Annotated in this window: 11 protein-coding genes and 1 pseudogene; 7 read left to right on the top strand and 5 right to left on the bottom strand. The window is 40.4% G+C overall.

Annotation, left to right across the window (positions count from 1 at the left end):
• Positions 1-25: 25 nt before the first annotated feature.
• Positions 26-973 (bottom strand): OmpA family protein, encoded by a 948-nt coding sequence (locus tag IPL35_06875; GenBank protein MBK8443144.1) that lies wholly within the window; start codon positions 971-973, stop codon positions 26-28.
• A 190-nt stretch (positions 974-1,163) separates the two neighbouring features.
• Between IPL35_06875 and IPL35_06870 the strand changes: the two genes are divergently transcribed.
• Together IPL35_06870 and IPL35_06865 are read left to right on the top strand one after the other, a co-directional pair.
• The gene (locus tag IPL35_06870; protein ID MBK8443143.1) at positions 1,164-1,913 is read left to right on the top strand and encodes a DUF4625 domain-containing protein; all 750 of its coding nucleotides are present in this window, start codon (positions 1,164-1,166) and stop codon (positions 1,911-1,913) included.
• 130 nt (positions 1,914-2,043) lie between these two features.
• Positions 2,044-3,042 carry an aspartate-semialdehyde dehydrogenase gene (locus tag IPL35_06865; GenBank protein MBK8443142.1) on the top strand — a complete coding sequence of 333 codons (999 nt, stop codon included), beginning with the start codon at positions 2,044-2,046 and terminating at the stop codon, positions 3,040-3,042.
• Positions 3,043-3,593: 551 nt separating this feature from the next.
• Here IPL35_06865 and mfd read toward each other — a convergent pair.
• A pseudogene (gene mfd, locus IPL35_06860) lies at positions 3,594-6,970 on the bottom strand (transcription-repair coupling factor).
• A gap of 229 nt (positions 6,971-7,199) precedes the next feature.
• Here mfd and IPL35_06855 point away from each other — a divergent pair.
• Positions 7,200-8,309 carry a serine hydrolase gene (locus IPL35_06855; protein MBK8443141.1) on the top strand — a complete coding sequence of 370 codons (1,110 nt, stop codon included), beginning with the start codon at positions 7,200-7,202 and terminating at the stop codon, positions 8,307-8,309.
• A gap of 42 nt (positions 8,310-8,351) precedes the next feature.
• Here the strand turns inward: IPL35_06855 and trmD are convergent, their stop codons facing one another.
• Both trmD and IPL35_06845 read right to left on the bottom strand, forming a co-directional pair.
• Complete coding sequence (trmD, locus tag IPL35_06850) at positions 8,352-9,032, bottom strand: tRNA (guanosine(37)-N1)-methyltransferase TrmD (GenBank protein ID MBK8443140.1); 681 nt, start codon at positions 9,030-9,032, stop codon at positions 8,352-8,354.
• Between the two features lie 37 nt (positions 9,033-9,069).
• Entirely contained in the window at positions 9,070-9,819 is a 750-nt protein-coding gene (locus IPL35_06845) for a methyltransferase domain-containing protein (protein ID MBK8443139.1), read from the bottom strand.
• Between the two features lie 54 nt (positions 9,820-9,873).
• Between IPL35_06845 and IPL35_06840 the strand changes: the two genes are divergently transcribed.
• From IPL35_06840 to aroQ, 4 genes are all read left to right on the top strand, one after another.
• On the top strand, positions 9,874-10,155 hold the full coding sequence (locus IPL35_06840; GenBank protein MBK8443138.1) for a hypothetical protein: 282 nt from the start codon (positions 9,874-9,876) through the stop codon (positions 10,153-10,155).
• A 32-nt stretch (positions 10,156-10,187) separates the two neighbouring features.
• Positions 10,188-10,409 (top strand): hypothetical protein, encoded by a 222-nt coding sequence (locus IPL35_06835; GenBank protein ID MBK8443137.1) that lies wholly within the window; start codon positions 10,188-10,190, stop codon positions 10,407-10,409.
• Positions 10,410-10,541: 132 nt separating this feature from the next.
• Positions 10,542-12,929 carry a hypothetical protein gene (locus IPL35_06830; GenBank protein MBK8443136.1) on the top strand — a complete coding sequence of 796 codons (2,388 nt, stop codon included), beginning with the start codon at positions 10,542-10,544 and terminating at the stop codon, positions 12,927-12,929.
• 127 nt (positions 12,930-13,056) lie between these two features.
• Positions 13,057-13,473 (top strand): type II 3-dehydroquinate dehydratase, encoded by a 417-nt coding sequence (gene aroQ, locus IPL35_06825; protein MBK8443135.1) that lies wholly within the window; start codon positions 13,057-13,059, stop codon positions 13,471-13,473.
• Positions 13,474-13,555: 82 nt separating this feature from the next.
• Here the strand turns inward: aroQ and IPL35_06820 are convergent, their stop codons facing one another.
• The gene (locus IPL35_06820) at positions 13,556-14,773 is read right to left on the bottom strand and encodes an MFS transporter (GenBank protein MBK8443134.1); all 1,218 of its coding nucleotides are present in this window, start codon (positions 14,771-14,773) and stop codon (positions 13,556-13,558) included.
• Positions 14,774-14,927 lie beyond the last annotated feature (154 nt).

The raw sequence follows: 14,927 nt of genomic DNA, 5'->3' as shown, positions 1-14,927 counted from the left end.
AATTTTTTGAAAAAACTGACAAATATTATTTGATATTAATTTCTACGCGGCGATTTTTTTGTCTGCCTTCCGGCGTATCGTTGGGAGCAATAGGTTGTGTAATTCCTTTGGAAGTAGCCGTAATTTTTTCGGCAGGAATTCCCAACGTACTCATATAAGCTTTTACGAAATCGGCGCGTTCCTGACCTAATTTGAGGTTGGCAGCTGCCACACCTACATTGTCGGTATGTCCGGTAACTTTGGCGGTTTCATTGGGTTTTTGCGACAGATAGTACGACAAATATTGCATGTACTGTTCAGTTTCTGCATCAAAAGCGAGGTTATTTTCGCCGGTTTCAAAATATAAATATTTAGGTCCGATATTGAGGGCTTGCTCGGCGGTTTTCAAACGCTCCGCATCGTTGGCGGCGGCGGCAGTGCCGATATAATCGTGAAAACCATATACAATACCACCCATTAAACGTTCGTCATTGAAGTTGAGATTATCCACTTCGCGCCCTTCGGTTTTGATGCGGTCGGGGCTTAATCCGAGCGTTATCAGGCGACCTTTTACGCCTTCAGCGCGAGCGATTCCCAGATTTGGAAAAGTGGTCGTGTTGGTTTCATCTTTGCTATATACGCCGGTGAGAGTGATACCTCTTTTGCTGCCGTTCAAATAATCCACTACGCGGCGATAGATGCCGTTTACGCTTGCCGGAATGGAGGGATTGGCTCCGGAGCGGCGGAAGTAGAGATTGTCGGCGGAGGATACACGCAGGGTGTCGTCCTGAATGGTGAGGTCGTAAGAAGCAGGAGTCGCTGCGACGGCGGTGTTGGTGGTTTCGGCGGCGGGTGCTGTGGTGGCAATAGGGGCGGAGTTGCCGCCAAAATTAAAGGGACATAAATTCAAGATTTTGCACACATACCAAAAGGTGGCAAAAATCATCCAACCTGCCAGTGCCCATGTACACCAGGGAGTTCTGTTTTGAGTCATTGATGATAAAATTAAATTTTCAGATGTTCTTTGTTTTTAAAATTAGAGTCTTTTGTAACTTTTTATACCAAAATACAGTTATATGGCTTGAATGTGACGAAAGATTTATAATTTCGCCACAAATATAGTTAGATTTTTACCTAAATTATTGAATATTTTAATCCACCAAAACACATTTATTTCTGTAATTATGAACAACTTACAAAAACTGTGCACATTTTTCATTGTTTTCGGATTATTTTTTGCCTCTTGTACCGAGGAAACGGAAGATGTGACAGCACCTACTATTACTGTAAATACGCCATTGACGGATAATGCTTTGGCTGTCAGTACCGGTACAACTCAATCTTTGCAATATACCGTTAATGATGATGTAGATGTAGCTACCGTTAGTATAAAGATTACTTATGCTTCCGATAGTTCTTTAGCTCCTTTAGAGGTATATTCCTATTCCAAAACACACAATGTAACGGCTACTATTACAGAGTTTCAAGGCAATGAAACTTTGCAAATACCCGCCAATATAACGGCAGGTGTATATACTGTAACGATAGGTGCCACTGATGCTTCAGGCAAAACGGCTGCTACCAAAATTTTTGATTTGCTTGTTACAAATACTGCCGATACGGCAATGCCTAATATCGTTCTTACGCAACCGCCCACAGATAATGTTACTGTTGGACCCGGCAATACTATCAGTGTATTTGGCACAATTACTGATAACACAGGTGTCCATAAAGTAGTAGTGCAATTTATCAGAAATGATAATAGTAGTATCGTAGATAATTATGTATTGGATGCAGGAGACGTAAATTCTTATTCCTTGAGTAAAAATATTGAAGCTCCCATATTGGTGGGTAATTATACCATTTTGGTGGCAGCTATTGATAAATATGGCAATATTACCATCAATGACAGCAAGAAATTTAAAGTACAATAATTAATCATACGTTTATATTATAATAAAATAAATTATATAGCAGCAGGTTCGGTTTTTTGTTATTAAATATCGGACTTGCTGTTTTTTTTCATCATTCATTCCAAATCTTGTTTTTTTAACTCAAAAAATTATGAAAGTTGCAGTTGTAGGTGCTACCGGTTTGGTAGGGCGCATTATGTTGCAGGTATTAGAAGAGCGAAAATTTCCCGTGAAAGAAATTATTCCTGTAGCTTCGGAAAAGTCGGTAGGACAGCGCGTTATTTTTAAGAAACGCGAATATACGGTGCGTTCGGTAGAAGCAGCACTGGCAGCACGCCCCGATATTGCTATTTTTTCGGCGGGCGGCAGCACTTCGTTGGAGTTGGCTCCGCGCTTTGCCGCCATTGGCACTACGGTCATTGATAATTCTTCGGCGTGGCGTATGCACCCCGACAAAAGACTCATCGTACCCGAAATCAATGCCGCCTTGCTCACGGCAGATGACAAAATTATCGCTAACCCCAACTGTTCTACCATTCAAATGGTAATGGCTTTGTATCCGCTGCACAAAAAATATCACCTCAAACGATTGGTGGTTTCTACCTATCAATCGGTTACAGGTACTGGCAAAAAAGCAGTGCAACAATTATTTGATGAGCGCGAAGGAAATCCTAAAATTGATCGTGCTTATCATTATCAAATTGATTTGAACTGTATTCCGCAATGCGATGTATTTGCAGATAACGGATACACGAAAGAGGAGATGAAATTGGTGAATGAAACACGCAAAATACTCGGAGATGACAGCATTGGCATCACGGCAACCGCCGTTCGTGTGCCGGTAATCGGCGGGCATTCCGAAAGCGTAAATGCCACTTTCCGCCGCGAGTTTAGTTTGGATATGGTACGGCAGATACTCCAAAAAACTAAAGGAGTAATATTGTTGGACGACCCCGCCACCCTCAAATATACGATGACTATTTTGGCAAAGGATAAAAACGAAGTGTTTGTGGGGCGTTTGCGCCGCGACGACAGCCAAGCCAAAACCCTCAATATGTGGATAGTAGCCGACAACCTGCGCAAAGGTGCTGCTACCAATGCCGTTCAGATTGCTGAATATCTGCTGCGCAAAAAATTGGTGGGTGGTTAAAAAATTTAGATTTTGATAAAAAAAAAAAAAACATCCTTTAAAAGGTTTTTATTTAATCACGAATGTATATATTTATTTTATTTCCATTATTTTATTTTAAATAAATAATTTCTAATTAATTAGAACAAAAAAGACAAAAAAATTATCCTAATTTATGAAATATTTTATCCTTATCTTATTTATAACGGGGATTTTTTCACCGACGTAAACGCCCACTTTTTTTTCCCCCCAGGGCGGTTTTTGGCTACTAGCATAAAAACACACTGATTTAAGTCTTTGTATCGCGAACAGCAAAGGTTGTTAAAAAAGCGCACAGTGTACGGTTTTGAAACAAACACCCCTACCCAACCCACCCGCCCACACCCCCCAACCCCCCCCACACCACCCCCCCCCCCCACCAAACCCCCCCCCCCCACCCCCCCCCCCCCCCCCCCCCCCCCCCCGTTTTATTTCCCAAACCGAAGAAGAATGAGCCTTAGCATATAGGTGACAAAAATACGCAATAAATAAATTATTTTAGTATAAACAAAAAGGTTGTTGTTTTATAATTCTTACTCTGTCGCTTCGTTGCCGAACTGCTCCATTGCCTCTAAAAACTCGCGGGAATGACGCATGTTTTTTACACCCTCAAAAATTAAAATTAAACTGTTGTTGCTTTGTTTTAGGGTGGCAATATGCGAGTTGTGCTTTACAAACTCCAGCACTTTGCCAAAAGTATCCGATGAGAAATAAGCGGAATTTTGATTGTTGAGAAAATAGCAGCGCATTTTTCCGCCTTTGAGCAGCAACTGTTCAAACCCCAGACGAGTGGCCACCCAGCGCAGGCGTACTGCATTGAATAATTCGTGTACTTGCGGCGGCAATTTGCCAAAGCGGTCTTGCAAGTCAGCAGCGAATTTATCCAAATCTTTGTCGGTTTTGGTATTGTCCAAGCGCGTATAAAGAGCCAAACGCTCCGGCACACTGCGCACATATTCATCGGGAATAAGCATTTCAAAGTCGCTGTCTATTTGGCAATCTCGTACAAAAAACGGGTTGGCGGCGAGTTCTTCTTTGAACACCTCGGCAAATTCGGTTTCCTTGAGTTCGCGCAGGGCTTCGTCGAGGATTTTCATATAAGTTTCGTAGCCGATGTCGTTGATAAATCCGCTTTGCTCCGCCCCCAACAGATTACCTGCCCCGCGAATATCCAAATCTTTCATCGCAATCTGGAAGCCGCTGCCCAAATCCGAAAATTGCTCAATAGTGCGTAGCCGCTTGCGCGAGTCGTCAGAAAGCGTAAACAAGGGCGGTGTAATCAGGTAGCAAAAGGCTTTTCTGTTGCTTCTGCCCACGCGCCCGCGCAGTTGGTGGAGGTCGCTGAGACCAAAATTCTGGGCATTGTTGATAATGATGGTGTTGGCATTCGGAATATCCAAACCCGTTTCTACAATATTCGTACATACCAGCACATCGTAGTAGCGGTTTTCAAATTTCACCATGTGGTCTTCCAAATCATCGTTGCTCATTTGCCCGTGCGCCACGCCCACTTCTACATCAGGGCAATATTTTTTTATCATATTTGCCACTTCTGCAATATCACTCACACGATTGTGCAAAAAGAATACCTGCCCGCCTCGGTCGTATTCAAAATAGATGGAATCGCGGATTTTTTCGGGTAAAAAAGTCATCAATTCCGTAACAACGGGCTGTCGGTTGGGCGGTGGTGTGCTGATGGTAGAAAGGTCGCGGGCACTCATCAGCGAAAATTGCAAAGTGCGCGGAATGGGCGTTGCCGTCAGCGTCAGCGTATCTAAATTTACTTTAAAATTGCGCAGTTTTTCTTTTGCTGCCACCCCGAATTTTTGCTCTTCATCAATAATCAATAATCCTATATCTTTGAATTTTACATCTTTACCCAACAAACCGTGCGTGCCGATTACGACATCTAATTCGCCTGTTGAGAGTTTTTCCAATGTTTGTTTTTTTTCTTTGGTGGTTTTAAAACGGTTGATAAAGTCTATTTTTACCGGAAAATTTTTAAAACGCTCGCTGAACGTTTTAAAATGTTGCATTGCCAAAATGGTGGTGGGTACTAAAATAGCCACTTGTTTGCCATCAGCTATGGCTTTGGCGGTGGCACGCACCGCAATCTCCGTTTTCCCAAAACCCACATCACCGCATATCAGCCTATCCATCGGATAAGCGGCTTCCATGTCTCGTTTTACATCAATGGTGGCTTGTTCTTGGTCGGGCGTATCTTCGTACATAAAAGAAGCCTCCAACTCGGCTTGCAGGTAGGTATCAGCCGCAAAAGCCGTTCCTTTGCTGCTTTTGCGTTTGGCATACAGTTGTATCAAATCAAAAGCAATTTCTTTAATCTGCCGTTTGGTTTTGCGCTTTACCGCCGCCCAAGCATCGCTGCCGATTTTGTTGATGCTCGGCTCTTTGCCGTCTTTGCCCACATATTTAGATATTTTGTGCAAAGAGTTGATACCTACATACAAAATATCGTTATCGCGGTAAATAAGGCGCACGGCTTCCTGATATTTGCCGTTTACTTCTATTTTCTGCAAGCCCGAATACCGCCCGATACCATGGTCAATATGCACCACAAAATCGCCGCTTTGCAATTCGCGCAGCAGGTTCAGGGTGAGGGCATTTTGCGAAGAAAAACCTTTTTTGAGCTGATATTTATGATAGCGGTCAAAAATCTGATGGTCGGTGTAGCATACCACTTGCAGGTCGTAGTCCACAAAACCCTCGTGCAGTGGCAGCATTGCGGGCTGAAATAATTCAGGCTCGCCCAAATCGCTAAAAATCTGCTGCAAACGCTGCACCTGCCGCACATTGTCGGTAAAGATAAAATTATCTTTGCCACTGCTGCGGTGCAATTTCAAATCTTTGATGAGCAGGTCAAAATTTTTGTTGAAAGCTGCCTGTGGCATACCGTGATACGGCACTGCAATACCACTTGTAAGCTGCTGCTTTTGCCCAAATTCTATCAGCGAATGTCGCAACAAACCGCTGTTGAGTGTTTCTAAATTAATAAAAACCTGCTCCGGTGCCTCTTTTAAAATCGGATAATCTTCGGCGGCTGGCGTAGCAGAAAGTGTCGAAAAACTAGCGCGGGCTTTTTGCTCCCATTCCGGAACGGCGTGAAAAAATGCTTCTATATCTTTTATCCAAACGGCGGTGCGTGGCGGCAAAATATCTAAAAAAGATGCTTTTTCGCCACCGTCAAATTGCGTTTGTACGTTGGGAACAATGGTAGCCTGCGTGATTTTTCGGTCGGATAATTGCGAAGCGGGGTCAAAAATGCGGATACTTTCTATGGTATCATCAAAAAGTTCGATACGATAGGGAAGTTCATTGCCGAAAGAGTAGATGTCCACAATGCCGCCGCGCAAAGAAAATTGCCCGGGTTCAAAAACAAAATCGGCGGCTTCAAAACCCAAATCGTGGAGCATATCCAAAATAAACTCGCGGTCAAACAATTCACCTGTTTTGAAATGCAGTGTATTTTGGCGTAAGGTGGCAGGATTTACCACTTTTTCAAATAAGGCTTCGGGGTAGGTAACCAACAGCTCGCCGCTCAGATTGCTGTTAAGAAACTTGCTCAGACTTTCGGCACGCAGCAGCACATTGCTTTTGTTCACTTCGTCAAAATAGCCTGATTTTTTGAAGCTGTCGGCAAAAAATAAAATTTCTTTGTTGGGAAGTATGCTGCTGAGGTCGTTGTAAAAATAGGCGGCAGTTTCTTTGTCTTCGAGAATAAAAACATGGTGGCGGGGTACTTGCAAAAAACGGCGGCAGCTACCAAAGCAGCCTGCGACCCCACCATACCACTCAAAAAAAGCGGTTGGTCGGCGGCGGTTAGGTTTTCGGTGATGCGGAGGGTGCGCGGGTCTTGGCGGTAGCGCAGCAGCAGGTCTTGAAAATTCGTCATTTTTAGAAAAGCAAAGATAAGTTACTTTTTATTGAAGCAGGGTATCTGTATTCCGAAAAAATTACTACCTTACTATGACACCCAATGACTTTATATTAAAATTGTAACTCTAATTAAGCAACTTTTTGTAGGTTATTTTCGTTGATATACTATATTTTGATATTTTAAAAAATGTCGACGATGTAGTTTTTTTATTTCATTTATTCGCTATCATGAAAAAAACAGAGTTATGAAGAAACGTTTTTTTATCATTACTCTTTTTGTGAGTTTGGCTTCGGGCTGTATGCCGTTGGACTTTGTAAAAGATACCCTGCCCGATGTAGATGATTATTTGGAGTTTGCTTTAGATACCATTCAGCCCGCCGCTACGCCTTTTCAGTTTTATTCGGCGGGTGAGGCGAGTTCTGATTTTTACGGAAAAAATATCCGTTTGATGCGCGACTTCAGTATCAGTAATCTCACGATGGACGACATCGGTTTAGATGATTATTTAGAGGGTTCGCCTACTACCGCATTTATGATTATCCGCCACGATACAGTGTTGTATGAGCGTTATTTTGATAAAGCGCAAGCCAACGAATGGTATAGCAGTTTTTCGGTAGCCAAAACATTTATCGGTATGTTGATGGGAATTGCGCAGGAAGAAGGCTATATCCGCAGTATGAGCCAAAAAGTGGTGGAGTTTTTGCCGGAAATAGATGCCGAACGCTTCAGCGAAGTAACATTGCAGGATTTGCTCAACCAAACTTCGGGTATTCGTTTTCCGCCTTCGGCAACGCTTTATTACTCGCGCGACTTAACCGATATGCTCCACAAAATGAGTGTACGGACTCCGGCAGGCAGCGATTTTCGCTACGAAAATGGCAATACTCAATTGCTCGGTTGGGTTTTGGAACGCGCCACTAACAGAACATTGGGCGACTATTTTGAAGAAAAAATCTGGAAAAAAATCGGTGCGGAATTTCCGCTTTTGTGGAGCTACGACAGCCCCGTCAATCATAATGTCAAAGCATTTTGCTGTATGCAGGCACGCACACACGATTTTGCCAAATTCGGCAGACTGCTGCTGCATCGCGGCAAATACGGCAACGAACAAGTAATTCCCGAAGGTTGGATAAACGAAACTTTTGACCGCTCTACCTGCTCGCGCGGGCGTTTTCCGAATTATAAAAATCAGTTGTGGTCGGAAAATAACGGCTGTTTTACAGCAATGGGCTTGTACGGACAATACATCTATATATATCCGCAGAAAGATTTAATAATTGTGCGTTTTGCTACTATCAATCCGATGCTCACCGCCTGGAACGAGATTTTTGATCTTATCACGCAGCAATTATAAGCGTCTGAACACTACCGTTTGTTATTAAAAACTAAAAATTCCTCAAGCTTCCTCCAACAAATCGGGGCGGCGTTCTTGGGTGCGCTGCACACTTTGTTCGTATCGCCACGCTTCTATGTTGGCTTCGTGACCCGATAACAAAATCGGCGGCACTTGCCAGCCTTTGTAGTCGGCGGGGCGTGTATAAACCGGCGGAGCCAAGAGGCGGTCTTGAAAGGAGTCGGAGAGGGCGGAGGTTTCGTCGTTGAGTACGCCCGGAATTAAACGCCCCAGTGCATCTACGAGTACCAAAGCGGGCAGTTCGCCGCCCGACAACACATAACTACCGATGGATATTTCGCGGGTGATGAGATGCTGCCGCACGCGCTCGTCAATGCCTTTGTAGTGCCCACATAAAATGATGATATTCCGAAGCAGCGACAGGCGGTTGGCAAGCGGTTGTGTGAGCAACTCGCCATCGGGAGCGGTGTAAATGACCTCGTCGTAGGGACGTTGGCTTTGGAGGTGGCTGATACATCGTTCAATGGGTTCTATCATAAGCACCATACCCGCACCGCCGCCAAAAGCATAGTCATCTACCTGTTTTTGTTTTTGCAGCGAATAATCTCTCAAATTATGCACTTCTACTTGTAGCAACCCTTTTTGTTGGGCGCGTTTGAGGATAGAATGTTGCAAAGGGCTTTGCAGCAGTTCGGGCAGTACGGTGATGATGTCGATGCGCATGGAAAATGGAGATAATACGGATTTTACAGATATATCATTAAGGTTTATAAGCCGTCCAGCATAAATTAGCGGGACTTCTTTTTTTATCACCCAATATTTTATCCAAAATTAAAGAAGATACATTTAAAAAAGCTACTAAAGGCGATAGCAACAAAGCACGCACCGCCGAAAATTTTTGTTCTTTGCCGTCTTTTCGCTTGGAAAGCATCCAGTCCATTGATAAAATTAGGGCAATAGCGGTGTAAATACCGCCACTTCCTTCTATTTTTATGTTGATGAATCCCGCGTTTTCTAATAATTGCTTCACGCCTAAATCTGTAAAACGGCGAAAATCATAAGGCTCTAAATGCACAGGACTTAAATGTGGCACAGAGCCAATGTAGATACCGCCACTTTTGAGTATTCTGAATTTTTCTTGCACCGCTTGTACCGGATCTATCACATGCTCCAATACCTGATTGGATAAAATAATGTCTGCGTAATCGTTGGGCAAGGGCAGTTTTTCAGCAAAAGCACTAATTTGTCGTACCATTGGGCGGTTTTCTTGTGCGGGCAGCGCACCTTCTACATCAATGGCTACATATTCTTGCAGGTAATTCTTAAACCACGGATAATAAGGGCTTTTTCCTGCTCCCACATCTACTAAAATATTCTTATTACCGCGTTGCTGTAATATGGGTATTTGTCGTTTCAGGAAACGGTTGATGTGGCGAACATTATGGAAATTAAAAAAGAATATGGTATTATTGGGGTGTTCCCCCATTAAAATTTTATAGAGAAATTTCATCGGTTAGTATTTTAAATGTATATTTGTTTATTCATTTACCACACCATAAAAACTATGAAAAGGCATTTTTTAATCTTTAGTTTAATTCTTTTAAGCTATTACGAGCTATCCGCACAAATTACGTTCAGCAAAACTATAAATAAAGCTGGAAACCAAGTATTATTTTCTGCTCGTCAATGTACAGATAATGGCTATATTGTAGCAGGATATGAACAAAATAGCGGTCAAAGTGATATTATTGTTTTAAAACTAAATGAATTTAGTGAAAAAGAATGGAGTTATCAATATGATGGCTGCAACCAAACAAATCCCATAATTCAGACAACTATTCAATAAAACGATTTTTAAAAAAAATAAAATATTAGTTTATGGCACTAACCAACATTGAAAATTTACGAGATGAAATAGATAAAATATTTCGTCATTATGTTGATGGCATAAAGATGAGAACTAAATGCAATCTTAATGACGGTGCTGTTAATGGAGAAGGGTTTTTTCGTAATTTGTTCAATTTACTTTTCGGATTTAATCTTTCAAAAGATAAAATTGAAAGTGCATATAACGAAACAAGTGATCTACACGATATATAAGGTAAAAGATGTGTTCTAGTAACGGCAAGGGATGATAAGCCTAAGGTAGAAACAACAATAAATCATTTTATTAAAAAAAAGAGATATGAACACTATAAAGAACTTCACTTTATAATCATTGATAGAGAAATATTGTTTAAATATGATGTAAACGCTTTATTAAAATATGGCGTTACAATTGTTTTTCACGATTACACCACAATTTTTCAAACGCTAAAAGACAAATTTGACTCCTACGACAAAATCAGACCCATTTATAATTTTATTATTTCCGACCTTGATCCAATTAAATTAAAAAACGACACAAATGGAAATTATTCGAATTCAAAAATTAAGAGCGATTCATTTAAACCTAATAAAGACCTTCATCTGGTTGACCAAATTTTAGAATATCTAAGATTATTTGAAGGATTTAATTGTATTCACCCAAGAACAATTGCTGACCTTCCAATTTTCAATAACGAAATACATTATCTCGGTTCTTATTCGAATTACTGCCTCAAAACAAGCAATAAAGCGATTCACGAACTTTTGCAAAAAGTAAAAGTTGAAAACACAGTTGTTACAATTAGCGATGAATCGTTAAAACCGTATGAAGAAAAATTAAAAGAAATTTTCCTCATTCTCAATAAATGTTTAATTCAATGTATATGTTACAGAGAAAAATACACAGAAATTGAACATCATAAAATCAAAGTCATATCTTACGATAGTAATTGTAATTGCTCGTCTTGTCAATTTCGTAAATTTAGAATAAAAGAGCTTATTGCAGACTTAAAAGGCAAAGCGATTGCACATTCGGAAAATCTTGACGAAGCCTTAGCCGAAGGCTATTATTTGTGTAAACTTGGCGAACACGTTAAAGGTTGGCAAATTTTAAATAGTGTTGCTGAAAAAAGTAAAAATCAAAATAATTCTGCTATTCACTTTTTGTCGCTTTACAACATAAAACAAATTCGTAATTCTATTTATTCGCCTTGGTGGCAAAGCGAAAGCAAACAGATACTTCCGAAAATTGATGAAATTGATTTGTATAATACAATCAATGATTTTTCAATCCCTGTTGAATTGAGGGACGAACTAATTAAGGTAAAAGAAAAACATTATTTGAATTGGAGTCGTAAAATTATTGATGAGCAATTTGAAAGTATTTTAAGCACCAATAAACTCTATGCAAATGGCAGGACAAGTTGGGATCCAAATGAAATTAATTTGTTATTGGAAGAACTTTATATTTTATATGCTTTCTATTCCGATAACCATATTATTGCCGATGCAGATGATTTTCACACATTTACACAAGCGATAACAAAAGGGATTGAAGGTATTCTAATCAGTTTTACTACTGATAAAAGCTACGAATACAGATTTAAAGAATTTGACAGCTTGCTTTTATCATTTATGTTCTTCTTTGTTGAAGAAAAGAAGTTGGAAAAACTTTTCAAAGAGTATAAAATTCAAAGAATTCCAATTATTGATAGTGAAAAGCAAAGTTTCATTAGCACAATTACAAATTTCTTTACATTTCAATATACGACTGGTATTTGGGATAGCATTAATTTTAATGATGATATTTTAAAACAAGATTACTTTTCATCTTATCGTCAGTCGCTTCGTTTTATTTTCAATAAAATAATGTTGTTACTTTCAAAAGCAGAACTATCAGATGAAGAATTAAAACCGATAACAGAACCATTTGTAAATTATTTACGAGTTGCAGAAGACTTTGATTACAATAATTGGACTTATGCAATAAAATTTCTTGAAATAAAAATTCAAATATTTTCATCAGAGCAAATTAAAAAAATTATTGAACTAACATGTGACGATAAACACCACAATTCGGGTGATGGTGTTCTTGAATCAATTAGTGATATAGCATTTAAGAAGGCTAATTTTGTTTTGAATGAAAATGACAAAGCATTTTTTGAAAAATTGTTCAACAGTGTTACAACAGCTTGTAAAAAGTGTAACAGAGTTCACAACACAAAGCAAATTTTTGCTGCGTGGAATATTGCTAATGAAACAGGAAAACAAGCAATCAAACAAAAAGCTGTTGAATATTTAGAAAGTAAATTTGATGCTGACTTTTATATAAAAGCAGCATTTAAAGGCATTTTCACTAAAGACGAAAAGCCAAACCTTTTAAAAAGTTTCATTGAAAGTGTGGTTGAAAGTTGCTCACCATACGACATTAAACAAGATAACGGAAAATGGAAGGTTCAGAATTTTAGAGGTTACTACTTCATTGATTGCCTCGCTTACTTAAATGTGGATTTTAAACAAGAAAGTGTTCAAGAAATTTCAAAAAAATCGGACTACTATAATTGGTTAATCAATTGCGAAACATATGACTATACAACCTTTGACTTAAAATGGCTAACTGAATTGCTTATTCCGTATCACATCAAAGAGAAATTACAACATATAGAACCGCTAAAAGAAAAAGTAATAAAAGAATTAAAAGACAACTATGAAACTAAACTTGCAGAATTTTACACTAAAAACTTAATCAAGTAATACCAACGCTTCACAGCCACACACATTGCCAAGCCGCACAAACCGAAGCATAAACCAAAACTTAGCGGCAGCTATACAAATGGCAATATTACACTTATTCGTTAAAGCACATTGCACACTTTTTTTTATGATTTATATCATCAACGGTCCTAATCTCAATTTGCTGGGTACTCGGCAGCCTCATATCTATGGCTCGCGCACTTTTGAAGATTATTTTGCCGAATTGCAGACTGCTTTTCCGCAAGTATCCTTGCATTATTTTCAAAGCAACCACGAGGGGGCATTGATAGACCAACTCCACGAAATAGGTTTTTCGGCTCAGGGCGTGGTACTCAATGCCGGAGCTTACACGCACACTTCGCCGGCACTCGCCGATGCGGTAGCCTCCATTACTACGCCGGTGGTGGAGGTACACATCAGCAACATCTATGCCCGCGAAACTTTTCGCCGACATTCCTATATCGCTCCTTTTGCCAAAGGCTGCATTGCCGGCTGCGGATTGACGGGTTATCGTTTGGCGGTGCAGTATTTGTTGGAGTTGTAAAATGTTTTTTTTAAAAAAATATGCTACTTTTCCTGAATGTCCTTTTCTTTTCAGTGAAAAAAAACAACCTGTTTCCTGTATTTTAATGCTCCCAGTAATCCAAATCCTTAGCGAAGGTTTCATCTATCTGCAGGGTAGAAATCCACGCCAAAGCGAGGCACACGCCGCCTACTATTAAAGCGGCAGTATTGAGGTTGCTTTGTTTGGAAAGCGCATCAAAAGTGAGGGTGATAGGGATAACCGAACCACGTACAAAATTGGGAACAGTATTCGTAACGGTAGAGCGCAAATTAGTACCAAACTGCTCGGCAGCATTGGTAACAAACAAAGCCCAGTAGCCGGTGGCAGTGCCCAGCAAAAAACATAAAAAATAGAAAGAACTATGGCTCACTGCACCCATATAAAGAAAAAACAGCACCAACAAAACCGTAGCAAGCAAATATCCGATGATGATTTTTTTGCGGCTGCGAAACCACTGACTGAGCAAACCACTCAATAAATCGCCTGCCGACAAGCCGATATAGGCATACATTACGCTGCTTCCTACCGTGATGCCCTGCATACCTTTGGCTTCGGCGAAGCGGTTGGATAGTGCAATGAGTACCCCGATAACATACCATATCGGCAAACCGATGAGGATACAGCGGATATATTTTAGAAAACGCTGCGGCGGCGAAAGGAGTTGTAGAAAATTGCCTTTTTGAAGGGTTTGATGTTGTTTCATCTGCTCAAACATACCCGACTCAAATGCCGATGCCCGCAACAGCAGCAGCAGCAAACCCAAACTGCCACCGATGATGTAGGTCATTTTCCAGCCGAAAGTATTGCCGACCAAAGAGGCTGCCACCGCCCCTAATGCCCCGAATGTAACAATGATCATGGTGCCGTAGCCGCGTTTTTCGCGGTGCATGGTTTCGGCAACCAAGGTGATGCCCGCACCGAGTTCGCCCGCCAAACCCAAACCCGCCATAAAACGAAACAGCGAGTAGCCGTAGATGTCTGTTACAAAGGCGTTGGAGATATTGGCAATGGAATACAAGACAATAGAGCCGAACAACACCGATACGCGCCCGCGCTTATCACCCAAAATCCCCCACAACAAACCACCCAACAGCATACCGAACATTTGCCAGTTGAAGAGCATTAATTCGTATTTTTTGAACAATTCGCCGCCATAACCCAAAGCCTCTAAACTCTCTTTTTTAACTACATTAAATACTATCAAATCATAAATATCCACGAAATAACCCAAAGCAGCTACCACTATCAGCATGGTAGAAGAGCGCAGATTTTTATCCATATTTTTTATTTTATACTATTTTACATATATTTTTATTTATTAAATGAATAACGGCGAGCAATATAATTAACAATTTGTTAATATTGTTTTTGTAATAACTTAATAAAGTTAATTGATAATCTTAGCTCTGTTCTCTGTAACTTTGCACCCTATT

Source organism: Sphingobacteriales bacterium, assembly GCA_016711285.1.
In the GTDB taxonomy this organism is placed as follows: Bacteria; Bacteroidota; Bacteroidia; order Chitinophagales; family UBA2359; genus JADJTG01.
This window is presented reverse-complemented; position numbering and strand designations above follow the sequence as displayed.